Here is a 23,853-nt window from a genome sequence, read left to right as displayed (position 1 = left end):
CCTGGCTGGAAGATCCTCAGGGCTTGCCTGCCGGCGCGAGCAGCTTCGACTGCGACACGATGTAGGCGCGGATCGCTTCGGCGTCCTCCGGCTTGTACATCGCGCCGAAACCGACCATGCCTTTCGCCGCGAGTGCGCCGTCGAGCACGATGGCCTTGAATGCAGTGGCGTCGACGATGGCCTTCGAGTAGCGCAGATCCGGAACGTTCGTCGTGCTGACGAGCCCGGCGCCGTGACAGGCGGCGCAGACGGTGTCGTAGTGCTGCTTGCCGCGCGCGGCATCGCCGTCGGCCTTCGCGTTGGCGAGATCGGGCAACGCACGCGCGGTCGTGGCCTCATCGAGCGACGGCAACGAGGCGCTGCCGCCGGACTTGAAGACGACGACACGGCCGAACTTGCTGCGTGCGGTCTTGCCGCCGCCCATACCGCCGCTCATCGCGACGCCGCCGATGCCCACCATCGTGGCGACGTATTGTTCGCCATCGAGTTCGTAAGTGATCGGCCCGGCCATCGGCACGTTCTGCACGTCGTAGGACCAGAGTCTGGCGCCGGTATCGGCGGCGTAGGCGTTGAAGTGGCCATCGACCGATCCCTGAAACACCAGCTTGCCGCCGGTGGACAGCGTGCCGCCGTTGCCGAAGCGCGGATACGAAACGCGCCAGACTTCACGTTGCGCGACGGGATCCCACGCCAGCAGCGCGGCGCCTTGCTCCGCCGCCTCGGCCGCCTTCACCGTGTCCGGATTCGCAGGCGCGCCCGAGCGCGAGATGCCGGTGTTCCAGGTCCTGGTGCGGAACTCGAACTTCCTGTCCGTCTCGTAGACGCTGCGCGTGACCTGCGTCGGGATGTAGACGTAGCCGGTGACCGGGCTGAATGACATCGGGAACCAGTTGTGCCCGCCGATCGCGCTCGGCATCACCATCGCCGGTTCGCGCTCGTAGCGCGTGGCCTCGACCGGAACCGGCCGGCCCGTCAGCGGATCGAGCCCCGAGGCCCAGTTCACCGGGATGTAGTTGTTGCCGGAGATGAACTCGCCGGTCTGGCGATCAAGCACATAGAAGAAGCCGTTCTTCGGCGCCTGCATCAGCACCTTGCGCGCTTTGCCCTGAATGGTCAGGTCCGCGAGGATGATGTGCTGCGTCGCCGTGTAGTCCCACGATTCGGCGGGCGTCGTCTGGAAGTGCCACACGTACTCGCCGGTGTCGGGCTTCAGCGCGACGATCGACGACAGGAACAGGTTGTCGCCCTTGCCGGCCGAGCGGATCTGGTGATTCCACGGACTGCCATTGCCAACGCCGATGTACAGCAGGTCGAGCTGTTCGTCGTAGGCCATCGAATCCCACACCGTGCCGCCGCCGCCGTACTTCCACCAGTCGCCATTCCAGGTGGCCGCGGCCTTCTTCATGACGTCGTTCTCGAAGCCCTCTGCGGGATTGCCGGGAACGGTGTAGAAGCGCCACAGCTGCCTGCCGGTCGCCGCGTCGTAAGCAGAGACATAGCCGCGCACGCCCATCTCGGCGCCGCCGTTGCCGATGATGACCTTGCCGCGGATGATGCGCGGCGCGCCGGTGATGGTGTAACGCTTGGTCGGATCGGTGGTCTGCACCGACCACACGGGTTTGCCGCTGTCGCGATCGAGCGCGATGAGTCGTCCGTCGAGCGTGCCGAGATACACGTTGTTGCCCCACGCCGCGACACCGCGATTGACGACGTCGCAGCACGCATCGATGGCCTTGTCGCCCGCGACCTGCGGATCGAAGCGCCACTTCTCCTTGCCGCTGCGCGCATCGACGGCGAAGGCCTTGCTCCAGGCGGACGTGAAGTACAGCGTGCCGTCGATCAGGAGCGGCGTGGCTTCCTGGCCGCGACTGGTGTCGAGATCGACATACCAGGCGAGGCCGAGATTCTTCACGTTGCCCTGGTCGATCTTCGCCAGCGGGCTGTAGCGCTGCTCGTCATAGGTGCGGCCGTGCGTCAGCCACTCGCTGTTGTTGGCGGCGGCGTTGAGGATGCGTGGGGCATCGACGGCACCCGCCGAAACACCGGTCGCTACCGCAAGCGTCAGAACTCCGGACACCCAGGTCGCAGCGCGCATTTTCATGGTCTTGATGAACCGCCGTCAGTCGTTGTTCTCTGCCGTTGCGTCGTCACCGGCAGCGGCGGCGGCAGAGTTACGTGGTACCGGCAGGAACTTCAATCAAAACCAGAATTCTTTGCATGCGGATCCCGACTACAGCAGCTGGCTCAACAAGGTCCGTGCCGGCACCACCGTCGGGTCGGATCGGCTGAAGCAATCGACATCGACGTAGGGCAGGTCCATGACCGCCTGGAATGCATGAGCCGCGCGCGTCGCCGACTGGAAGTATCGCAACGAGTCCGACAAGGCCGTATCGCTCGTTTTGACTTCGACGAGCAGCCACGGCTTGCGGTCGCGCACGACGAGGAAATCCACTTCGCGCTTGAGCTTGTCGCGCAGGTAGCGCAGCTCGAAGCGGCCCAGGCCGCGATCCGACCAGCCCTCCACGGCCTTGAGCAGATGACATGCCACGAACGTCTCGGCGCGCGCTCCCGGATCTTCGACGCCCGACCAGTCGCGCAGGAACCATTTCGGTTCCTTGCGCAGCGCCTTCGTCACGTTGGCGAACCATGGTTTCACGCGAAAACCGAAATGCAGCCGTTCCAGCAAGTCCAGCCATCGGCGGACCGTGTCGGTCGCAATGCCCACCTCCTGGGCAAGACTGGAGAAGATCAGCTGCTGCGCGCTGCGTTCTGCCAGCAGGATGCTCAGGTGCTCGAGTGCGCCCAGATCCTGTATCTGCGCAACTTCGCGGATGTCCTCTTTCATGAGCTGGTCGTGGCGCAGCCCGCGCCACCGAACGGTGAAACTGGACTCGCGCCGCAGGAAAGGTTCGGGAAAACCGCCGTGCTCCCACAAGGCGGTCCATTCCGGGTCGGGGAGCGGCATGGGCGGCCGGATCGGCTCGGAAGGCGCCGCAATGCGCAGGCATTCAGCAACGCTGAATGGATGCATGCGATACAGAAAGTAACGCCCCATCAGACTGTCGCCACCGCGCCGGAAGACATCGAGCCGCGAGCTGCCCGTCACGATGATGCGGATGCGCTCGCCATACACATCGAAAAATCCCTTCAGGAAGGATTTCCATTTGACGTGCTTGTGCAGTTCATCGAACACGACGACGGGTAGCGGCGTACGAAGCTGATCCATGCCGAGACGCTGCGCCACGGCGGCAGGGCCCCGCAGGATCACTCGACGGTCGTCGGTGTTGTCCCAGTTGAGGTAGTCCGTGCCCTCCTGTCGGCACGTCGTGGTCTTCCCCACCTGCCTGGGACCGCTGACGAACGCCATCTGCCGGTTCCGGGCGAAGTGCTCCTGGAGCAGGGTGTCATACAGACGCAGCCGGGGAGTCGTCATGGGGAATTCATCGCCTGGACCATTCAGCGATGGATCGTAAAATAGTCCGGACCGTTTTACGATAGGTCGTCGAATGGTCTACGGCCGCAATCCGTCGCGCCCCTCTACTTCCACGCCTTCGCGCCGGTCGCGAAATCCGCCCGCTGCGGTCGCACGACGCAGAACCGCTGTCCGGTGGGCGCTTCCATCACCCACCACCGCAGGCCCTTCTCGACGCGTTTTGCGCCGAGCGCCTCCAGTCGGGCGACCTCGGCTTCGATGTCGTCGGTTTCGATGTCGAGATGCACGCGACTGCCGTGGTCCACGCTCTGCACTTCGATGTGCAGGCCGTTCTCGCCCGTCAGCATCTCGCGATACTTCTGCGGCGCATGCTCCTCGGCGCGCGGGCACAGCGGGTAGCCGAGCGCCGCGCTCCAGAAGGCGGCGGCCTGTTCGAGGTCCGGCGTGTTGCAGTCGATGATGAATCCGGCGAGTCGGCTCTTATGCATTCGGATTCTCCCCCCGCCTCGCGCGGTTCATGGCATCGAGCATGTCTTTCACGTCCTGGCGCGCAAAGATTTCGCGCGTATCGAGCGCCACCTTGCGCTGCCAGTTCGCATGTTCCTTGTCGGTGCCCGGTACGTTGACGGGCGGAATCATGCCGATCAGGTCTTCGATCTGGACCATCGCGAAATTCGCGTTGGACAGTCCGAGGAATGCATGGATCGCACGCGCCAGCGCGGGCGAGTACGGCGGCAACGGCTCGTGCGGTTGCCAGTGCCACAAGCCTGCACGGACGAGCGCCGCCATCATGGCGGGCAGCTCCAGGGCGCGTGCCGCCCGTACGCTCTGCAGCACGGCCTCGCTGGGATAGAGATTCAGCTGCTGGCGCAAATCGATGTCGTGGCTTTCCCACCAGCTGCGCAGTGTCGGCAGATCGTGCGTGGTCACCGTCGCCAGCGCGTTTTTCACGTACTCCGACGGCGCCTTGAATGCGCCATCGGCCTGCTCGAACAGCAGCACCTTGTAGTGATTGAGCTGGTAGTGCTCCATCGCCACGCGCACTTCCTCCGGCACGGTGCCGAGGTCCTCGCCGATCACGGCGCAGTGATGCCGCACGCTCTCCAGCGCGAGGATCGCGATCAGGTCCTGCAGCGGATAACGCACGTAGGTGCCGTGCGCGGAGATCATGCCGCGCGGCACCCACCACAGACGGAACAGCGTCATCACGTGATCGAAGCGCAGTGCCGCCACGGAACGCATGTTGTTGCGGACCATGACGATGAAGGGCTGGTACGCCTGGTTCGCGAGTTCGAAAGGATTCTGCGGCGGAATGCCCCAGTCCTGGCCTTTCAGCGCCAGCGCGTCGGGCGGCGCGCCGACGGACGCCGATTGCAGATACAGATGCCGGTTCGCCCAGGTTTCCGAGCCGCCGGGATTGGCGCCGACGGCGACATCGCCGTAGAGGCCGATCGACATGCCGCTCGCGCGCGCGAGTTTCTGTGCCTCGTCGAGCTGCGCTTCGGCGAGCCACTGCAGCCACAGGAAGTACTCGACTTCGGCAACGCGGTCGCGCGCAAAGCGATTGACGCTGGACGATGCGGGATCGCGATAGTCCTCCGGCCAGCTCGGCCAGCCCCAGTACTGCGGGCCCTGCAGGCGGAAGTCGGCATCGAGTGCGTCGTAGATCGCGTGCAGCTGCAGGGGCTCGCCGCGCGCTTCGACATAGTTGCGGAAGGCGACAGCGCGCGGCGACTCCTTCTGCAGATGCCGTTCGCGGAAGTGTTCGTACAACTGCCGCAGGATCTCGAACTTGGCGCGCGCGACACCGGCGTAGTCGACGTTCGCGGGCACGCGCATTCGCTGCAGTTGCTCCTGGAATTCCGCGCTGGCGACCCGCGCCTGCGCCGCGGCGCATTCGGCGAACTCCGGCACCTCGGGCACACTGATGTAGAGCACGTTGAGAAACTGTCGGCTGGACGGACTGTACGGACTGATGTGCGACGGATCGGCCGGCATGAGCGCATGCAGCGGATTCAGACCGACGAGCGTGCAGCCGAGCGGCGCGGCGAACGTGATGAGTTCGCGCAGATCGCGGAAATCACCCATCCCCCAGTTGTCTGCGGAACGCAGCGAATACAGCTGCACGGCAATGCCCCAGGCGCGCTGCCCGGCAGCGATGCCGGCAGGCTGATGGCAGTGCGAGGGCGCGACGATCAGGCGCGTCTGCGCGCTCAGCCCGGTGTCGAGCGTGACCGTGATCTGGTGATAACCCAGCGGCAGATCGCCAGGCAGATCGAGCAGCACGCGCACGAACCGCCGTCCATCGAGCACGCCGCGCTCGGCGACCTCGAGCTTCTTCAACGGCGCCGCACCTTTCTGCTGCGCGCCATCCTCACGCGTCAGCGTCCAGCTCACCTGCGTCGCATGCAGATCGACCGGCAACGCAATCGGCACCTGTATCTTCCCGCCGGCCGTACACACGACTGCCGGCGGCACGGCCCGCATCCAGCGTGACGACTCGAAGGCGTGAATCGCCGTGTCGATCGCCTGCTCGTCCGCAGCCTCGACTCCGAGTCCGGCGAGAATTGCGATGCGACTGGCGCGCGACACCTCGTGCAGATCGCCGCGAAAGTCGTAGTACGACCCGGCAATGCCGTAGAGCTTCGCGAGCCGATCGAGCGGATCTTTCTTCATGCGTCTCTACCGGGAAAGGGCAGGAAGTTTCACACGGAGATCACAGAGCGAAGATCAAGAAAGAAGAATTCTCCACGGGGGAAGAATGGGGTCACGGGGAGCACGGGGAAAGAAGTTTCTGTTCCGAAACCCCGTGTTCCCCGTGTCCCCCGTGGAAAATTCTTCTTCCTCTTTATCTTCACGAAAGCGAAAAGCCCGCGCGCACGCTCAGCGGCGCATCGCCATCGGCGAGCAGCGCGCAGGAGTGCGGCGCGAGGACGCAGTTGTCGCCGGCGGCGATGCGATTGCCCAGGTCGTTGGCGCGCCAGCGCGCGGTGTCGAACACGATCTGCCATACGGCGTTGGTCACCGGCGCGGGGAGTTTGAAATCGACGGGCTGGTCGCCGGCATTGCACAGAAACAGCAGATGACCGTTCGGTGTTCCATGCGGATCGGTGAAGGCCTGGCCGATCAGCACGCCGATGGCGCGGGCGTCCTGGGCATGCCAGTCGCCGGCGGTGAGTTCATGGCCCAGCGGATGTCGCCAGCTCACGTCCTTGTGTTCGCGATCGACCTGTCGCGCGCCCTTGAGAAAGGTATCGCGACGCAGGCCCGGCGCCTGGCGGCGCAGCGTCAGCAGTTGCCGCACGAACGTGATCAGCCAGCTGCGACGCGCGGCGAGATCCCAGTCGACCCAGCTGATCTCGTTGTCCTGGCAGTAGGCATTGTTGTTGCCCTGCTGCGTGCGGCCGAATTCGTCGCCGGCCTGCAGCATCGGCACGCCCTGCGACAGCAGCACGGTCGCGAGCAGGTTGCGTACCTGGCGTTCGCGCAGCTCGACGACGCTTTCATCGTCGGTCGGGCCTTCGATGCCGCAGTTCCAGCTCAGGTTGTGGTTGTGGCCGTCGCGGTTGTCTTCGAGGTTCGCTTCGTTGTGCTTCTCGTCGTAGGCCGTGGTGTCGTACAGCGTGAAGCCGTCGTGACAGGCGGCGTAGTTGATGCTGGCCGTCGGACGCCGCCCACTGTTGCGAAACAGGTCGCTCGATCCGGCGAAGCGTTCGGCGAAATTGCCGAGGATGCCGGGATTGCTGCGCCAGAAGCTGCGCATGGTGTCGCGATAGAGATCGTTCCACTCGGCCCATTGCGCCGGAAAATGGCCGAGCTGGTAACCGCCAGGGCCGATGTCCCACGGCTCGGCGATCAGCTTGACGTAGCGCAGCGTCGGCTCGGCGGCCACCTGCTTGAAAAAGGCCGCGTCGGTGCGGAAGCGTCCGCCTTCGCGGCCCAGCACCGCCGCGAGATCGAAGCGGAAGCCGTCGACGTGCATTTCCTCGACCCAGTATTTCAGGCAGTCGATGATGAGCTGGCGCGTCGCGGCGTGTTCCATGCCGAGGGTGTTGCCGGTGCCGGAACGGTTCACGTAGTAGCGGAGATTCGTCGGCTCCAGCTTGTAGTAGGCCGTGTTGTCGAAGCCGCGCAGACTCAGCGTCGGCCCGTGCTCGCTGCCTTCGACCGTGTGATTGAAGACCACGTCGAGAATGACTTCGATCCCGGCGGCATGCAGCGCCTTCACCATCGACTTGAATTCGCGCACCGGATCGGCGAGCGAATACTGCGGCGACGGCACGAACCAGGCGAGCGAACTGTAACCCCAGTAATTCACGAGGTGCTTCGCGGCGAGAAAGCGTTCCGGCACGAACGCCTGCACCGGCAGCAGTTCGACGGCGGTGATGCCGAGGTGCTTCAGATACGAGACGACCTCGGGATGCGCGAGACCCAGGTACGTGCCGCGTTCCTGTTCGGGAACGCGCGGATGCAGCTTGGTGAAGCCCTTGACGTGAGCCTCGTAGATGACGGTATCGCGCCATGGTGTGGCCGGCGGACGGTCCTCGCCCCAGTCGAAGCCATTGTCGATGACGCGCGCCTTGTAGTTGAACGGCGCGCTGTCGACGGAGCTGAGCGTTTCGGGAATCGATGCATCGTCCGAGGGTATCGAGCCGAGCAGGGCATCATCCCACTCGAACTTTCCTGCCAGCGCGCGCGCGTAGGGATCGAGCAGCAGCTTTGCGCCGTTGTAGCGCAGTCCGTAGGTCGCATCGAATGGGCCATAGGCACGGAAGCCGTAGACCACGTCGGCGACGCCGTGCGGCAGCGGCAGAAACCCGTGCCAGACATTCTCGGTGCGTTCCGGCAGCGGCAGTCGCGTGAGTTCAGTGCCGCCGTCTGCATCAAAGAGGCACAGCTCGACCTTCGCTGCACCACTGGAGTACACGGCGAAGTTGACGCCCTCCGCGGTCAGTGTGGCGCCGAGCGGTTCGGGCGAGCCCGGTTGCAGAGTGACATTCGAATAGTCCATGCGACCGCAGTCTAACGCGTGATCTTCCTGTAGGTCAGGCTTCAGCCTGACTCCTCATCTTCCTGTGGGGCCGGCTTCAGCCGGCTTCTGAAGAGTCAGGCTGAAGCCTGACCTACAGGAAGACGGGAAGATCACACCTCGCGCGCCCACACCATCATGGCGAGCGGCGGCAGATCGAGCGTGATTCGTGCCGGAAAATCGCGGAAGGAGTCGGGGTCCGCGGTGACGACGCTCTGCTGCGAATAACCGGAACCGCCGAATGCCGGTGAATCACCGTCGAGGATCTTCTGATACGTGCCGGCCTCGGGCACGCCGAGCACGTAGCCGGCGCGCGGCACGGGCGTTGCATTGAAGACGATGACGAGATGCGTGCCGCCCTCGCCCGGCAACCGCTGACGCGAGAATGCGAAGACGCTTTCGTCGCGATTGTCGACCTCGATCCAGCGGAATCCCTGCCAGTCGTGTTCGCTGGCGTGCAGCTCCGGATAGTCGCGATACAGCCGGTTGAGCGCGCGGTTCCAGTCCTGCAACTGGCGGTGATGCGGATGTTCGAGCGCGGCCCAGGCGAGATCCTCGTAGTCGCGCCACTCGTGCCACTGGCCGAATTCGCCGCCCATGAACATGAGCTTCTTGCCGGGATGCGCGGTCTGGTAGCCGATCAGCAGGCGATAGTTCGCGCACTTGCGCCATTCATCGCCCGGCATCTTGTCGAGCAGCGAACGCTTGCCGTGCACGACCTCGTCGTGCGACAGCGGCAGGATGTAGTTCTCGGAGAATGCGTACATGAACGAGAACGTGATGAGACTGTGTTCGTGGCGGCGATGGATGGGATCGAGCGCCATGTAGCGCAGCGTGTCGTTCATCCAGCCCATGTTCCACTTGAACCAGAAGCCCAGACCGCCGAGATGCACCGGGCGCGTCACGCCGGGAAAGGCGCTCGATTCCTCCGCCATCGTCACGACGCCGGGGAAGTAGTGGCCGATGGTCCAGTTGAGCTGCTTGAGGAAATCGATGGCTTCCAGATTCTCGCGACCGCCGTACTGGTTGGGCAACCATTCGCCGGGATTGCGCGCGTAGTCGAGATACAGCATCGAGGCGACCGCATCCACGCGCAGTCCGTCGATGTGGTACTCCTCCAGCCAGAACACGGCATTCGACACCAGGAAGTTGCGCACTTCGTGGCGGCCGTAGTTGAAGATCTTGGTTCCCCATTCGACATGCTCGCCGCGGCGGCTGTCCTGATGCTCGTAGAGATGCGTGCCATCGAACTCGGCGAGTCCGTGCGCGTCGCGCGGAAAGTGCGCGGGCACCCAGTCGATGAACACGCCGATGCCGGCCTGGTGACAGCGATCCACGAAACGCTTGAAGTCCTGCGGCGAGCCGTGACGCGCCGTCGGCGCGAAGTGACCCAGCACCTGGTAGCCCCACGAGCCGTCGAAGGGATGTTCGGCCACGCCGATGAGTTCGATGTGCGTGTAGCCGAGATCCTGCACGTAAGGAATGAGCTGATCCGCCAGTTCATCCCAGGTCAGGAACGCGGGCTTGCGATGCCAGGAGCGGCGCCATGAACCGGGATGCACTTCGTAGATCGAGATCGGCGCGCGCTGCGGATCCCAGCGCGAGCGCTGCGTCATCCATTGCGCATCGCCCCACGCGTGGCCGGACAGATCGGCGACGATGGAGGCATTGTCCGGACGCAGCTGCATCTGGAAGCCATACGGATCCGACTTGAGCACCCGCTGCCCCTGCTGCGTCGTGATCGCGAATTTGTACAGCGTTCCCGGACCGAGATGCGGCATGAAGATCTGCCACACGCCCGAGTACTCGATGCGCTGCAGGGGATTGGCGCGATCGTTCCAGTCGTTGAAATCGCCGACCAGATGCACCTCGCCGGCATTGGGCGCCCAGACCGCGAAGCGCGTGCCGGCCACACCGTCCACCGCATCCGCATGCGCACCGAGCTTGCGATAGATGTGGTGGTGGTTGCCTTCGCCGAAGAGGTGGAGATCTAGAGAAGACAGAGGCATGGCTGCTGGCGACTGGCTGCTGGCCAGAAAAGAAGGAAGTGCATGGACCGAGGTTACAGCAATCTGACATTCTGGCCAGCGGCCAGTCGCCAGCAGCCCACTGGGGCTAGATCACCGGCTTGATGCCCCAGATATTGTCCGCGTATTCGCGGATGCTGCGATCACTGGAAAACGGCCCCATGCTGAGCGCATTGATCAGGGCTTGGCGCGTCCATTCCTCGGTGTCGCGGAACAGGGCATCGACGCGATCCTGGGCCGCGGCGTAGGACTCGAAATCGGCCAGCACCAGGAAGTGCTCGCCGTCGCTCATCAGCCGGTCGACGACGGTGGTCGAGTCGGCGATGTTCTCGGGCGTGAACAGGCCCGATTCGAGCGTGTCGATGGCGCGTTTCAGTTCCGCATTCGCTTCGACGATCTTCGCGGGCGAGTAGCCCTGGGCACGGCGCGCCACGACTTCCTCGGCCGTCATGCCGAAGATGAAAATGTTCTCCTCGCCCACGGCGTCGCGGATCTCGATGTTGGCGCCGTCGAGCGTGCCGATGGTGAGCGCGCCGTTCAGCGACAGCTTCATGTTGCCGGTGCCGGAGGCTTCCATGCCGGCGGTGGAGATCTGCTGCGACAGGTCGGCGGCGGGCATGATTTCCTGCGCGAGCGACACGTCATAGTCGGGCAGGAAACACAGCTTGAGCTTGTCGCCGACGCGCGCATCGTTGTTGATGACGTGCGCGACGTTGTTGATGAGCTTGATGACGGCTTTCGCCATCAGGTAGCCGGGTGCCGCCTTGCCGGCGATGATCACGACGCGCGGCACGACGTCCTGCGCTTCGTCGTGGATGATGCGCAGGTAGCGGACGATCACGTACAGCAGGTTCAGCAGCTGGCGCTTGTACTCGTGGATGCGCTTCACCTGCACGTCGAACAGTGCATCGACGCTCACCTGCTGGTTCAGCAGCAGCCCGATGGTCTTCGCCAGCCGCACCTTGTTGTCGCGCTTGATGGCGCGGAACTCCTGGCGGAAATCCGCATCGTCCACCGCCCACTTGAGGCGTTCGAGATCTTCGAGATCGTTCTCCCAGGCCGAGCCGAGCTTCTCCGTGATCAGCGCGGCGAAGCCCGTGTTGGCCTGCTTCAGCCAGCGACGCACGGCGATGCCGTTGGTGACGTTGGTGAACCGGTCCGGCCACAGCTGCGCGAAGTCGGAAAAGATCGTCTCGCGCATGAGTCGCGAATGCAGTTTGGCGACGCCGTTGATCTTGTGGCTGCCGACCACCGACAGATAGGCCATGCGCACGCGCCGGTCGCCGTCTTCGGCGATGAGCGACATGCGCCGGCGGCGATCCATGTCGTTCGGATACTTGGCGCTGACGGCTTCGAGGAAATCGCGATTGATCTGGTAGACGATCTGCAGGTGGCGCGGCAGCACGCGCTCGAACATCGCCACCGGCCAGGTTTCCAGCGCCTCCGGCAGCAGCGTGTGATTGGTATAGCTGCAGATGCGCCGCGTCATCTGCCAGGCGCCGCTCCAGCCGATGTGGTACTCGTCGACCAGCAGCCGCATCAGCTCGACGATGGCGAGCGCGGGATGCGTGTCGTTGAGCTGGATGGCATAGGCGCGCTCGAGTTCGTCGATGCCGCGGCCATCCGCGAGATGCTGCGCCAGCATGTCCTGCAGCGACGCGCTCACGCAGAAATACTGCTGACGGAAGCGCAGCTCCTTGCCCTGCGGCGTCGAATCGTCCGGATACAGCACGCGCGTGAGGTTCTTCGCGTCGATCTGTTCGGCCACCGCTGCGGCATAGTTGCCGGCGTTGAACTCCTGGATGCGAAACGGTGTGATCGCGCGGCCCGACCACAGTCGCAGATGATTCACGGCCGGACTGCGGTTGCCGGGAATCAGCAGGTCATAGGCCACTGCCCACACGTCGTGCGTGTCGACCCATTCGTTCTGCACGCGGCCCTTGTCGTCGCGCACCGAGCGGCAGTGACCGCCGAAGCGCACGCGGTAGCGGATGCCGGCGCGGCCGCTTTCCCAGAAACTGCTCATGCCGGTGCCGAGCCAGGAACTCGCGACTTCGCGCTGCGCGCCGTCGTCGTCGATCACCTGCGTGAAGATGCCGTAGTCGTAGCGGATGCCGTAGCCGGTCGCCGCGTAGCCGAGCGTCGCCAGCGAATCGAGAAAACAGGCAGCGAGACGCCCGAGGCCGCCGTTGCCGAGACCGGGGTCTTCTTCCTCGGCCGCGATGTCGTCGAGGTCGTGCCCGAAACCCAGCAACGCTTCGCGCACTTCGTCGAGCAGGCCATCGTCGAAGGACGACAGCGCATTGATGAGACTGCGCCCGAGCAGGAATTCCATCGACAGGTAGCAGACGCGCTTCACGTGCGCCTGCGTCACGCGCGTGCGCGTGGCAATCCAGCGCTCGGCCAGTTCCTCGCGCACTGCAATCGCCAGCGCATCGTAGAAATCGCGTCGCGTGGCCTGCGCCACCGACTTGCCGAGCGAGCGTTCGAGCCGGTCGACGATCGCGTCCTTCACCGCGCCGGGACGCAGGGTGATGGAGCTGGGGAGTGTGGAGGGGGAGGAAGACATGGCTTGGCGGCTGGCTACTGGCGGCTGGCTACTGGCCAGAGGAAGCGCGGCTCGACGGCCAGCTGCCCGATTCGACTCTGGACTGGCCAGCAGCCAGTCGCCGGTCGCCAGAAGCCAACCGCGCTCATTTCACTTCCAGCACCTTCTCCTCGACGATGCGCCACGAACTCGATTCGCGCACCAGCACCAGCTGTTTCTTCAGCGTGTTGACGCCGAACTTCTGCGAGAACGTCGCGACGCGGCGATCGGGACCGTCCGGTTCGACCGACAGTCCTTCGACCATGGAGTCGGGCACCGGACCGGTGGCGACCTGTTCGCGACGCTGTTCGAGCCACGCCGTCGCACCGGAGGTGTCGGTCGGCGCGACGAAGCCGGTCGAATACAGCGCGACGACGGCGTCGGATTCGCGCGCGGCCCAGGCCTGCGCCCAGCTCGCGACGACTTCTTCCGGCGAACGCGCGACGGTGCCGCTGGAACGGAAATAGGAAGGCGGCGCAGCCAGGCAGCCGCTGCCGGACATGGAACTGCGCGAAGTCGTTTCGCCCGCGGGAATGGTCAATGCCGCCGACCGGTCCGGATTGCTGAGCCCGGCCGGAACCTGCAGGGCCGCATTGTTGCGGGCGGCCAGATACGGTTCGTCAGGATCGACGCAGTTGCGCGCACCTCCACCACAGGCCGACAGGACCAGCGTGCCGAGCAATACGGGCGTCAGGCGTCGAAATGACCACAACATCGGGATATTTCTCGTTAAAAACAGGGAAAACCGCAGCCGGAGGGCCGCCGGGGAGAGCGGCGCCTACCGTACCGGCAGCGGGTAACGATGGCAAGGCAGAGACGGTTCCTGATTCATTCTTCCTGTGGGGCCGGCTTCAGCCGGCCTTTCAGAAGTCAGGCTAAAGCCTGACCTACAGTCAGAGGCAATCCCACAGGCAGCGTCATCGTCCTGCCACAATCCCCGCACCGCTGCGGCACAATCCCGCGCCACGATCGACCCTGACGGACCTGGCGGGAAGCTTCTCTATATATGAGTGCAATCGGCGGACGACTTCGCGGGATCTGGCGCGCCCTCGTCGGCGACATCGCATGGACCCGCCCGGCCTGGGTGACCCGATCCGGCGCGGCCCTGCAACGCGGCGCGGCGTACGTTCGCGCCAATCCGCGCAGGGTCGGCCTCCTGTCCGGCGCCCTGCTGGCCGTGGCGCTCGGCGCGTTCTTTGCGTGGCGCTGGTACGAAAACCAGCCGAAACCCGTCGAAGTCGCCTTCGAGGTCAGCGTTCCGGCCGTCACCTGCTATGCCTGCGAACCGCCGGGCACGCCGAACCCGCTCATCGTCAGCTTCGCCGCATCGGCCGCGCCGCTCGATCGTGTCGGTCACACGGTCGATCCGAAACAGGCCGGTATCACTCTGATCCCCGAGTTCGCCGGCCAGTGGACCTGGGACGACGACAGGACGCTGCGCTTTGCACCTGCGGCCGACTGGCCGGTGGGCACGCGCTACACGGTGAAGTTCGATCGCCGCCACTTCGTCGCCGATCCGGTGCGGCTCGATCGCTACGACTTCGAATTCACCTCGCCCGCCTTCGCCGCGAAAATTGCGGGCGTCGAGTTCCATCAGGATCCGGTCGTCGCCGGCAACAAGAAAGTCGTGGCGACGATCACGTTCACGCATCCCGTCGATCCGGAGAAATTCGAAAAGCGCATCCGGCTGCAGATGTTCGACCGCGTGACGGACAAGATCGAAAAGGAAATCGACGCGCCCGCCTACACCGTCGTCTACGACAAGCTGAAGCTCAATGCCTACGTGCATTCCGCGCAACTGCAGGTGCCGCCGAAGTCGGGCCGCCTGCGCCTCACGATCGCCTCCGGCATCCAGTCGGCGCGCGGCGGCAACGAAACGAAGCAGGCGCTGGAAGCCGACGTCGAGGTGCCCGGACTCAACAGTCTCAAGGTGACGAACGTCGCGCTCGACATCGCGCGCGATGAGCGCAACGAGCCGAAGCAGATCCTGCTGGTGTCGGCGTCGTTCTCCGTGACCGAGAAGGAGATGCCGCAGAAAGTCAGCGCCTGGCTGCTGCCGCCGAAGCATCCCGATCCGAAACTGCAGGAACCCTGGGAACGCCGCAATGGCGATCGTCCCTTCCGCTGGACGTCGAGCAACTTCCGGCCCGAAGCGCTCAACGCCAACACGAAGCTGGAACTCACGCCGATTCCCGGCGAACAGGATCACTACGAGAATCACAGCTTCCGCTACACGGCGGATCCCGGTCGTCAGGTCTATGTGCGCGTGAGTTCGGGACTCAAGTCGTTCGGCGGCTACGTGCTTGGCGAAGCGGTCGAACGCATCCTCGATGTGCCGGAGTTCCCGCGCGAGCTGAGCATTCTCAGCAAGGGTTCGCTGCTGTCGCTGTCGGGCGAGAAGACGCTGTCGCTGTTCGCGCGCAACGTGCCGGCGATGCGCATCGAAGTGGGCCGGCTGCTGCCGCGCCAGCTGCAGCACCTGGTATCGCAGACCAGCGGCAGTTTCGAAACGCCGCAGTTCAACAACTGGGCGTTCGACAGCGCCAACATCACCGAGCGCTTCGTCAAGGTCGTGCCGCTGGCGCGGGTCGAACCGGGCAAGCCGCAGTACGAAGCGCTCGATCTCGGCGACTATCTCGATAGTCAAACTGGCGGTGGGGGCGCGGATCGTCGCGGCATCTTCCTGCTGCGCGTGCAGGCCTGGGACACGCGCAACGATCGACCGATCGAGTACACGGGCGAGAACTGGAACGACGCGCGCAACGGCCATCTCGCCGATGCGCGGCTGATCGTCGTCACCGATCTCGGCCTGGTCGTGAAGCGCGCCGTCGACGGCTCGCAGGACGTGTTCGTGCAATCGATCGCCGACGGCACGCCGGTCGCCGGCGCGTCGGTCGACATCATCGGCCGCAACGGACTGCCGGTGCTGACGGAAACGACGGACGCGGAAGGCCATGTCCGCTTCCCCGAACTCAAGAGCTTCAAGCGCGAACAGCAGCCCGTCCTGTATCTGGCACGGCGCGGCGGCGACAGCTCGTTCATGCCGCTCAGCCAGGGCTGGGACGAACGCGGTCGCGCCCTCGACCTCTCGCGCTTCGATGTCGGCGGTGTGCAGAGCAACGCCGATCGCGGCGCGCTGTCGGCGTACCTGTTCTCCGATCGCGGCATCTATCGCCCCGGCGAAGAGATCCGCGCTGCGGCCATCGTTCGCAGCCAGGACTGGAATCGCAAATTCGACGGCGTGCCGCTGCGCCTGGAAATCACCGATCCGCGCGGCACCGTGATCCGTCGCGAAACCTTCGTGCCCGGCCCGGCCGGCTTCGGCGAGATCCGTCAGCCGACGCGCGAGACGTCACCGACCGGTACCTACACGATTTCACTCTCGGTGGTGCGCAACGAAAACTACGGCGATCTGATCGGCTCGACGACCGTGCAGGTGCGCGACTTCCTGCCGGATCGCCTGCGCATGTCGGCCACGTTCTCCGCGCAATCCGCCGACGGCTGGGTCGCGCCCGACGATCTCACCGCGCAGATCCAGCTCGAGAATCTGTTCGGCACACCCGCAGAGAATCGGCGGGTCACCACGCGCATGACGCTGACGCCGGTGTTCCCGGCCTTCCGGCGGTTTCCGGACTACCAGTTCTACGATCCGCAGTTTGCGAAGGAAGGCTTCAGCGAAGAACTGGCTGACACGACGACCGATGCGGCGGGCAAGGCAACACTGGCGTTGAATCTGCAGCGCTTCGCACGCGCGACCTATCGCGTCCACCTGGTCATGGAGGGCTTCGAAGCCGATGGTGGACGCGGCGTGACTACCGAAGCGGCGCAACTCGTGTCGAACATGAAGTATCTCGTCGGCTACAAGGCGGACGGCGATCTCTCCTACCTGCGGCGCGACACGCCGCGCACCGTGAACCTGATCGCCATCGATCCGCAGTCGCAGCAGACGGCGGTCGATGACTTGAAGCTTGTGCGTTCGGAGATTCGCTATGTGTCGGTGCTGATGCGCCAGCCGAACGGCACCTACAAATACGAATCGCGCCGCAAGGAGTCCGTGATCGATGAGAAGCCGCTCGTGATCGCGGCGACGGGTCATGCGCTGAAACTGGCGACCGATTCGCCCGGCAACTTCGCGTACATCGTGCGCGACCCCTCCGGACAGCAACTCGCCCGCATCGACTACCAGGTCGCCGGCGAAGGCAATGTCACGCGGGCGCTGGAAAAGAATGCGGAGCTCGAACTGTCGCTGTCGAAGAAGGACTATGCGCCGGGAGAAGACGTCGAGATTTCGATACGCGCGCCGTATGAAGGCGCCGGCCTCATCACCATCGAACGCGAACGCACGTATGCGTGGCGCTGGTTCAAGACCTCGACCAACAGCACCGTGCAGAAGATAAAGCTGCCGCCGGGACTCGAAGGCAATGCCTATGTCGCGGTGACGTTCGTGCGCGATCCGGGCTCGGCGGAGATCTACACCAGCCCGCTATCCTACGGCGTGCAGTCGTTCTCGATCGATGTCGATGCACGGCGCAACCCGGTGACCGTGGAAGCGCCGTCACTCGTGAAGCCCGGCGAACCGCTGAAGCTGCGCTACTCGACCGAGAAACCGTCGCGCATCGTGCTGTTCGCCGTCGACGAAGGCATCCTGCAGGTCGCCGGCTACAAGACGCCCGATCCGCTCGCGCACTTTTTCCAGAAGCGCGCGCTCGAAGTGTCGACCAGCCAGATCCTCGACCTGATCCTGCCCGAGTTCCGCCATCTCAGCCTCGCTGCGGCGCCCGGCGGCGATGCGGAAGGCCTGCTGGGAAAACACCTGAATCCGTTCCGTCGCAAGGGCGAAAAACCGGTGGCGTTCTGGTCCGGCGTTCTCGATGCCGATGCGACGACGCGCGAAGTGACCTACACCGTGCCCGACTACTTCAACGGCACACTGCGCGTCATGGCCGTCGCGGTCGCCGACGATCGGGTCGGCGTGCATGAGTCGAAGACCATCGTGCGCGGCGACTTCGTGCTCTCGCCGAATGCGCCGACGACGGTGACGCCGGGCGATGAATTCGAAGTGAGCCTGGGTGTCTCCAACAATGTCGAAGGCTCGGGCGCCGATGCACAGGTCAGCGTGAACATCGAGACCGATCGCGGACTCGAAGTGATCGGCGAACCGCGCCAGACGCTTGGCATTGCCGAAGGTCGCGAAGGCTCGGTGCGCTTCCGCCTGCGTGCGCGCGATGAACTCGGCCCGAGCGTGCTCAAGTTCGCGACCAGCACGACCGGCGGCACGGGCCGGCGCCAGATCGATCTCAGCATCCGCCCTGCCACGCCCTACATGACCCGGCTCGTGGCCGGCGTCATCGACAGGGGCGAGCGCGACGTCGCGATCTCGCGCGAGATGTATCCGCAGCATCGCAAGCTCGACACCGGCATCTCCGTGCTGCCGCTGCAGTTCGCTCACGGCTTCGTCAGCTATCTGTCGAACTATCCGTACGTGTGCACGGAACAGATCGTGAGCCAGGCGATGCCGGCGGTCCTGCTCACGTCACGTCCGGAGTTCGGTTATGTGCGTGCCGAAAATGGCGCGGATGTGTCGGCGCTGATCGGCGAACTGCGGTCGCGTCAGAACGATGCCGGCGCCTATCGGCTGTGGCCGGGCAGCGATCAGGTGGTCGAGTTCGTCGCGGTGTACGCGCAGCATCTGCTGATCGAGGCCGGCGAACGCGGCGGTGCGATTCCGGGCGATCTGCTGGAGAACGGCAACAACTATCTGCGCGCGCTCGCCACCCGCGACGGCAACAATCTCACTGACGAACGCCAGAGCGCCTACGCGATCTACCTGCTCACGCGGCAGGGCCAGCGCATGGCGACCGAGATCGCGGCGCAGCGCAAGCGGCTCAACGATCGCTATCGCGGTCAGTGGGAACAGGATCTCGCCGCCGCGTGGCTCGCCGCGTCGCTCGACCTGATGAAACAGGATCGCGATGCGAACGCGCTGATCGGCGATATCCGGTTCGCGACGAAGACGCCGGACGAGGTGTACTACGACGCGATGACGCGCGATGCGCTGCTGCTGTTCATCAACGCGCGCCACTTCCCCGAGCGGCTGAGCGGCATTCCGCATGAAGTCATGACGACGCTGGCGCAGCGCGTCACCGGTGGCTACTACCACTCGCTCTCCGCCGGCACGACGCTGCTCGCGCTCGACGCCTATGCCAACGCGACCCAGGGCGCCGAACGCAACCTGGCGATTGCCGAAGTTCTGAAGGACAAGCGCGTGCGCGCACTCGCGCTGCCGTCCGGCCTGTTCCCGAAGGTGGATTTCACTGACCAGGCAGCGGCGCTGCGCTTCGGCAACAACGCCGGCATCGCGGGCTACTACCTCATCGAAACGTCAGGCTTCGATCGCAAACCGCCGACCGCCGCGATCAAGGAAGGTCTTGAAGTCATCCGCGAGTACACGGACGACAGCGGCAAGCCGCTCGCCGAGATCAGGATGGGTCAGCAGGTGAACGTGCGCCTGAAGTTCCGCGGGCTCAAGGCGGACTATATCGGCAGCATCGCGCTGGTGGATCTGCTGCCCGGCGGCTTCGAACTGGTCGTGCCGACGCAGCCAAGCGAAGTGACATTCGCCGAAGCGGCGAGTGACGAAAGTGACGAAGGTCACGCGGGTGGAAACGGCTACGCAGGCTGGACTTGCCAGATCTGCGTCAGTACAAGCGCCATGCTCGAGTACGCCGACATGCGCGAAGACCGCGTCGTCTTCTATGTGAGCGCCAATCGCGACGTGCAGGAGATCGTCTATCGCATCAAGGCCACCAACGTCGGCGCCTACGTCGTACCGCCGGCGTACGGCGAGGCGATGTACGACCGCAGCGTCGTGGCGCGTTCGGCGGCGGGCAGGCTCACGGTTGCGAGGCCATAGGAAGGAACTGAAAGCAATGGCCGCAAGAAGGCGCAAAGGATCGCAAAACAGGAAACAGGATTTCATTTCTGACCTTTGCGTTCCTTGCGCTTTTTTGCGGCCATTTCTCGTTCTTTGCGCTCCATGCAGCTACTCCGTTCGAGCATTCTGATCCTCGCGATAGCGGCCCTCGCAGTCAGCGCGATCCGCTACTGGCCACGCGAACCGCTGGCGCAGCAGATTCCCTCCTCGACCGCCGTCTTCGACCGCAACGGCCGGTTGCTGCGGCTCACATTGGCGAGCGATCAGCAGTACCGTCTGTGGACGCCGCTCGAAGATGTGTCGCCGGAATTCGTCGATGCGCTGCTGCTGCACGAGGACCGTCACTTCCATCGTCATCTCGGCGTGAATCCCGCCGCGCTGGTGCGTGCGGCGTTCTCGACTTATACGGGCGGGCCACGTGTCGGCGGTTCGACGATCACGATGCAGCTCGCGCGGCTGCTGTACGGCATCAACACACGCTCCATCGGCGGCAAGCTGGAACAGATGGCGCGCGCCGTGCAGCTCGAACTGCTGCACTCCAAGCACGATCTGCTCGAAGCCCACCTCAATCTCGTGCCGTATGGCGGCAATGTGCAGGGCGTCGGCACGGCAAGCCTGGTGTATTTCGACAAGCCGGCCGCGAAGCTGGGACTGGCGGAGGCGCTGACGCTGGTGCTGATTCCGCAGTCGCCGGCGCGGCGCGATCCGGATGCGGATGAGCCGGCGGCGCTGCGGGCGGCGCGCGAGCGGTTGTTCGTGCGATGGCGGGAAGAGCATCCGGGCACGGCGCATGAATATGTGTCGGTGCCGCTGCGCTATCGGCGGTTGAGCGAGTTGCCGTTCGCGGCGCCGCATTTTGTGAATGCGGTGCTGGTGAAAAGCGCCCCCACCCCGGCCCTCCCCCGCTTCGCGGAGGAGGGAGCAGAAATTCCGACTCCCTCCTCCGCGAAGCGGGGGAGGGCCGGGGTGGGGGCATCCGCGCATACCTTGCACACCACCTTGGACCTCCCCCTCCAACGCCTCACCGAACGCGTCCTCGCCCACTACGTCCGCGAACACCGCGACATCGGCATCCGCAACGCCTCTGCATTGCTCGTCGACACTCGCGATCTCTCCGTGCGCGCGATGGTCGGCTCTGCCGATTTCAGTTCAGCGGACATCCACGGCCAGGTGAACGGCACGCTGGCGAAGCGCTCGCCGGGCTCGGCGCTCAAACCCTTCATTTACGCACTCGCAATCGATCAGGGCCTCATTCATCCGCTCACGGTGCTGAAAGACGCCCCCGCCGCTTTCGGCCCCTTCAGTCCCGAGAACTTCGATGGTCGCTTCGTCGGCCCCATCACCGCCACCGACGCCCTCACCCGCTCGCGCAACATTCCCGCCGTTGCCCTGTCATCGCAACTCGCGCAGCCGTCGCTCTACCAGTTCCTGCGCAGCGCCGGCATCTCGCGCATGGCGTCGGAGCAGCACTACGGCCTGGCGCTCGCGCTGGGCGGCGGCGAAGTCACGATGGAAGAAGCGGCGATGCTCTACGCGATGCTCGCCAATCGCGGCCAGCTCGCTTCGCTGCGCTATTTCCAGGACGAACCGCAGCGGCAGGGACCGCGTCTGCTTTCCGAAGAAGCGAGCTTCATGACGCTCGACATGCTGCATCGCGCGCCGCGGCCCGACGATCCGTTCACGCGCAAACAGGATCGCCTGCCCGTGGCGTGGAAGACGGGTACGTCGTGGGGTTTTCGCGATGCCTGGACCGCGGGCGTCTTCGGCCCGTATGTGCTGATCGTCTGGGTCGGCAGTTTCGATGGCGCCGGCAATCCGGCCTTCGTCGGCGTGCAGGCGGCGGCGCCGCTGTTCTTCCGGCTCACGGATGCGATCACCGCGAGCGACCGCACGCTCGCCGAACCGATCTTTCGCCAGCCGCCGCGACTCGAAAAAGTCGAGGTGTGCAGCGCCTCGGGCGATCTGCCGAACGCCGAGTGTCCGCAGATCGCGAACACCTGGTACATCCCCGGCGTGTCGCCGATCCGCGTGAGCCAGGTACATCGGCGCGTGTGGATCGACACGCGCACCGGCGCGCAGGCCTGCCCGCCATACGATCCGGCCACCACGCGCAGCGAAGTCTTCGAATACTGGCCGACCGATCTGCTGCAGCTGTTCGCGCAAGCCGGCATGCCGCGTCGCCGTCCGCCCGCGCCTGCCGATTGCCAGCGCGACGTGCCGACCGGCACACCACCGCGCATCACTTCGCCGGTGACCGCAGCGACGTACACGGTGCGCGCTGCGCGCGTCGGCAGCGAATCGATTCCGCTCGCTGCCAACGCCGACAGCGAAGTCCGCCGCCTGCACTGGTTCGTCGACGACAGCTACATCGGCACCGGTACGCCGGGCATCGCGCTCGCCTGGAACCCGCAGCGCTCGGGTCATTTCGTCGTGCGTGCGGTGGACGATCGCGGCCGGGCGGACAGCCGGGCGCTGGAGGTGGCGCTGGTGAGATAGGTCCTTGCAAATCGCCCATTGGATGGGCATATTTTGCCCATCTGATGGGCATTTTTATAAGTCATTGATTTCATGCTGTCCCGGGCGCTGACTTCCCGCATCGAACAGGCCCTTGGCCTGTTTCCCGTGGTCGTCGTCACGGGCTCCCGCCAGACCGGCAAGAGCACGCTGGTCCGCGAGGCCGAACCGTTCGCCGGCCGCCCCTACGTGACTCTCGATACCGCCTTGAACCGGGAAATTGCGGTCGCCGAACCCGGTACCTTCCTGGGCAATCACCCCGGTGTCGTGACGATCGATGAAGTCCAGCGGGTGCCGGAACTGTTGCTGTCGATCAAGGAACGCGTGGACGCCGAGCGGGTCAATGGTCGCTTCCTGCTCACGGGATCAGCCAACCTGCTGCTGCTCCATACCGTTTCAGAATCGCTCGCCGGGCGCGCCCGCTATCTGACGCTGTGGCCAATGACACGCCGCGAGCAACTTGGCCTCGCGCGTTGCGGCATCTGGAGTGAACTGCTCGAGCGACCCGCCGCCGACTGGCCGACCCTCATCGCCGAACAGACGGTGCCGGCAGAAGCATGGCAGACACTCGCATCGCGCGGCGGCTATCCAGCTCCTGCGCTGCTCAATCCGACACAGGCTGCTGATCCGGATCGCGCCGAACTGTTCGCGGGTTACGCGCAGACTTATCTCGAACGCGATCTGCGCGATCTCGCAGCCGTCGACAGCCTGGTCGACTTCCAGCGGTTGATGCGGGCGGTCTGTCTGCGGCTCGGCGCCATCGTCAATCAAGCAGATATCGCACGCGATACCGGGATTCCGCGCACGACCGTGCAACGCTACCTGAATCTGCTCGAAGTCTCGTACCAGCTCGTGAGACTCGAGCCGTACTCGGTGAACCGCAGCAAACGGCTGGTGAAGTCACCGAAGGTCTACTGGAGCGATACCGGTCTTGCGCTGCATCTCTCAGGCGCACAGCCGACAGGCGCTCATCTGGAAAACATCGTATGCACCGACCTGCTCGCCTGGCGCGAACTCGATACGGCGCGCCCGTCGATTCTGTTCTGGCGCACCGCTGCTGGCGATGAAGTGGATTTCCTGATCGAACGCAACGGCAAACTGCTCGCCATCGAGGTGAAAGCCACGACGAATCCGGGCTACAACGATTCGAAAGGTCTGCGTCTGTTCCTGGAGGAATACGGTACCGATGCGCTCGGCGGCCTCCTGCTGCACGGCGGAGAGGAGACGTTCTGGATTTCAGAACGCGTACTTGCAACGCCGTGGTGGAAGGTGATCTGACATTTCTCCCGCAAGACCTCGCTTGCCAACATCACGACACCGCGCGAGACT

The 23,853-nt window shown here is 64.7% G+C and carries 11 protein-coding genes; 3 read left to right on the top strand and 8 right to left on the bottom strand.

Annotated features, from left to right (window positions below; genetic code table 11):
* Positions 1 to 16 precede the first annotated feature (16 nt).
* The 8 genes from V7D81_RS06450 to V7D81_RS06415 form a co-directional block, all read right to left on the bottom strand.
* Positions 17 to 2,101, bottom strand: a complete 2,085-nt coding sequence (locus V7D81_RS06450; protein ID WP_324315319.1) for a PQQ-dependent dehydrogenase, methanol/ethanol family — start codon at positions 2,099 to 2,101, stop codon at positions 17 to 19.
* A gap of 129 nt (positions 2,102 to 2,230) precedes the next feature.
* A complete protein-coding gene (locus V7D81_RS06445; protein WP_324315318.1) occupies positions 2,231 to 3,433 on the bottom strand; it encodes an ATP-binding protein in 1,203 nt (400 codons plus the stop codon).
* Positions 3,434 to 3,537: 104 nt separating this feature from the next.
* A complete protein-coding gene (locus V7D81_RS06440; protein ID WP_324315317.1) occupies positions 3,538 to 3,921 on the bottom strand; it encodes a VOC family protein in 384 nt (127 codons plus the stop codon).
* Positions 3,914 to 6,109 carry a 4-alpha-glucanotransferase gene (gene malQ / locus V7D81_RS06435; protein WP_324315316.1) on the bottom strand — a complete coding sequence of 732 codons (2,196 nt, stop codon included), beginning with the start codon at positions 6,107 to 6,109 and terminating at the stop codon, positions 3,914 to 3,916. The genes V7D81_RS06440 and malQ overlap by 8 nt, the downstream gene beginning before the upstream one ends.
* Before the next feature lie 178 nt (positions 6,110 to 6,287).
* Positions 6,288 to 8,444 (bottom strand): glycogen debranching protein GlgX, encoded by a 2,157-nt coding sequence (gene glgX, locus V7D81_RS06430; protein ID WP_324315315.1) that lies wholly within the window; start codon positions 8,442 to 8,444, stop codon positions 6,288 to 6,290.
* A gap of 131 nt (positions 8,445 to 8,575) precedes the next feature.
* Complete coding sequence (gene glgB, locus V7D81_RS06425; RefSeq protein WP_324315314.1) at positions 8,576 to 10,471, bottom strand: 1,4-alpha-glucan branching protein GlgB; 1,896 nt, start codon at positions 10,469 to 10,471, stop codon at positions 8,576 to 8,578.
* A 106-nt stretch (positions 10,472 to 10,577) separates the two neighbouring features.
* The gene (locus V7D81_RS06420) at positions 10,578 to 13,058 is read right to left on the bottom strand and encodes a glycogen/starch/alpha-glucan phosphorylase (RefSeq protein ID WP_324315313.1); all 2,481 of its coding nucleotides are present in this window, start codon (positions 13,056 to 13,058) and stop codon (positions 10,578 to 10,580) included.
* A gap of 124 nt (positions 13,059 to 13,182) precedes the next feature.
* Positions 13,183 to 13,791 carry a hypothetical protein gene (locus V7D81_RS06415; RefSeq protein ID WP_324315312.1) on the bottom strand — a complete coding sequence of 203 codons (609 nt, stop codon included), beginning with the start codon at positions 13,789 to 13,791 and terminating at the stop codon, positions 13,183 to 13,185.
* Between the two features lie 291 nt (positions 13,792 to 14,082).
* On the opposite strand from V7D81_RS06415, the gene V7D81_RS06410 reads away from it, so the two are divergent.
* From V7D81_RS06410 to V7D81_RS06400, 3 genes are all read left to right on the top strand, one after another.
* Positions 14,083 to 19,989, top strand: coding sequence for an alpha-2-macroglobulin family protein (locus tag V7D81_RS06410; RefSeq protein ID WP_324315311.1), 5,907 nt, complete (start codon positions 14,083 to 14,085; stop codon positions 19,987 to 19,989).
* 123 nt (positions 19,990 to 20,112) lie between these two features.
* The gene (gene pbpC / locus V7D81_RS06405; RefSeq protein ID WP_324315310.1) at positions 20,113 to 22,506 is read left to right on the top strand and encodes a penicillin-binding protein 1C; all 2,394 of its coding nucleotides are present in this window, start codon (positions 20,113 to 20,115) and stop codon (positions 22,504 to 22,506) included.
* Between the two features lie 72 nt (positions 22,507 to 22,578).
* Positions 22,579 to 23,802: an ATP-binding protein gene (locus V7D81_RS06400; protein ID WP_324315309.1), complete on the top strand. Its 1,224-nt coding sequence runs from the start codon at positions 22,579 to 22,581 to the stop codon at positions 23,800 to 23,802.
* Positions 23,803 to 23,853: the final 51 nt, after the last annotated feature.

This window comes from Povalibacter sp. (assembly GCF_036735925.1).
In the GTDB taxonomy this organism is placed as follows: domain Bacteria; phylum Pseudomonadota; class Gammaproteobacteria; order Steroidobacterales; family Steroidobacteraceae; genus Steroidobacter.
Note: the sequence above shows the minus strand (reverse complement) of the source record. Positions and strands in the feature narration are given on the sequence as shown.

Coding starts and splice junctions, on each gene's coding strand:
- V7D81_RS06410 (WP_324315311.1), top strand. CDS start 14,083: ATGAGTGCAATCGGCGGACGACTTCGCGGGATCTGGCGCGCCCTCGTC.
- V7D81_RS06400 (WP_324315309.1), top strand. CDS start 22,579: ATGCTGTCCCGGGCGCTGACTTCCCGCATCGAACAGGCCCTTGGCCTG.
- V7D81_RS06445 (WP_324315318.1), bottom strand. CDS start 3,433: ATGACGACTCCCCGGCTGCGTCTGTATGACACCCTGCTCCAGGAGCAC.
- malQ (WP_324315316.1), bottom strand. CDS start 6,109: ATGAAGAAAGATCCGCTCGATCGGCTCGCGAAGCTCTACGGCATTGCC.
- glgB (WP_324315314.1), bottom strand. CDS start 10,471: ATGCCTCTGTCTTCTCTAGATCTCCACCTCTTCGGCGAAGGCAACCAC.
- V7D81_RS06440 (WP_324315317.1), bottom strand. CDS start 3,921: ATGCATAAGAGCCGACTCGCCGGATTCATCATCGACTGCAACACGCCG.
- glgX (WP_324315315.1), bottom strand. CDS start 8,444: ATGGACTATTCGAATGTCACTCTGCAACCGGGCTCGCCCGAACCGCTC.
- V7D81_RS06450 (WP_324315319.1), bottom strand. CDS start 2,101: ATGAAAATGCGCGCTGCGACCTGGGTGTCCGGAGTTCTGACGCTTGCG.
- V7D81_RS06415 (WP_324315312.1), bottom strand. CDS start 13,791: ATGTTGTGGTCATTTCGACGCCTGACGCCCGTATTGCTCGGCACGCTG.
- pbpC (WP_324315310.1), top strand. CDS start 20,113: ATGCAGCTACTCCGTTCGAGCATTCTGATCCTCGCGATAGCGGCCCTC.
- V7D81_RS06420 (WP_324315313.1), bottom strand. CDS start 13,058: ATGTCTTCCTCCCCCTCCACACTCCCCAGCTCCATCACCCTGCGTCCC.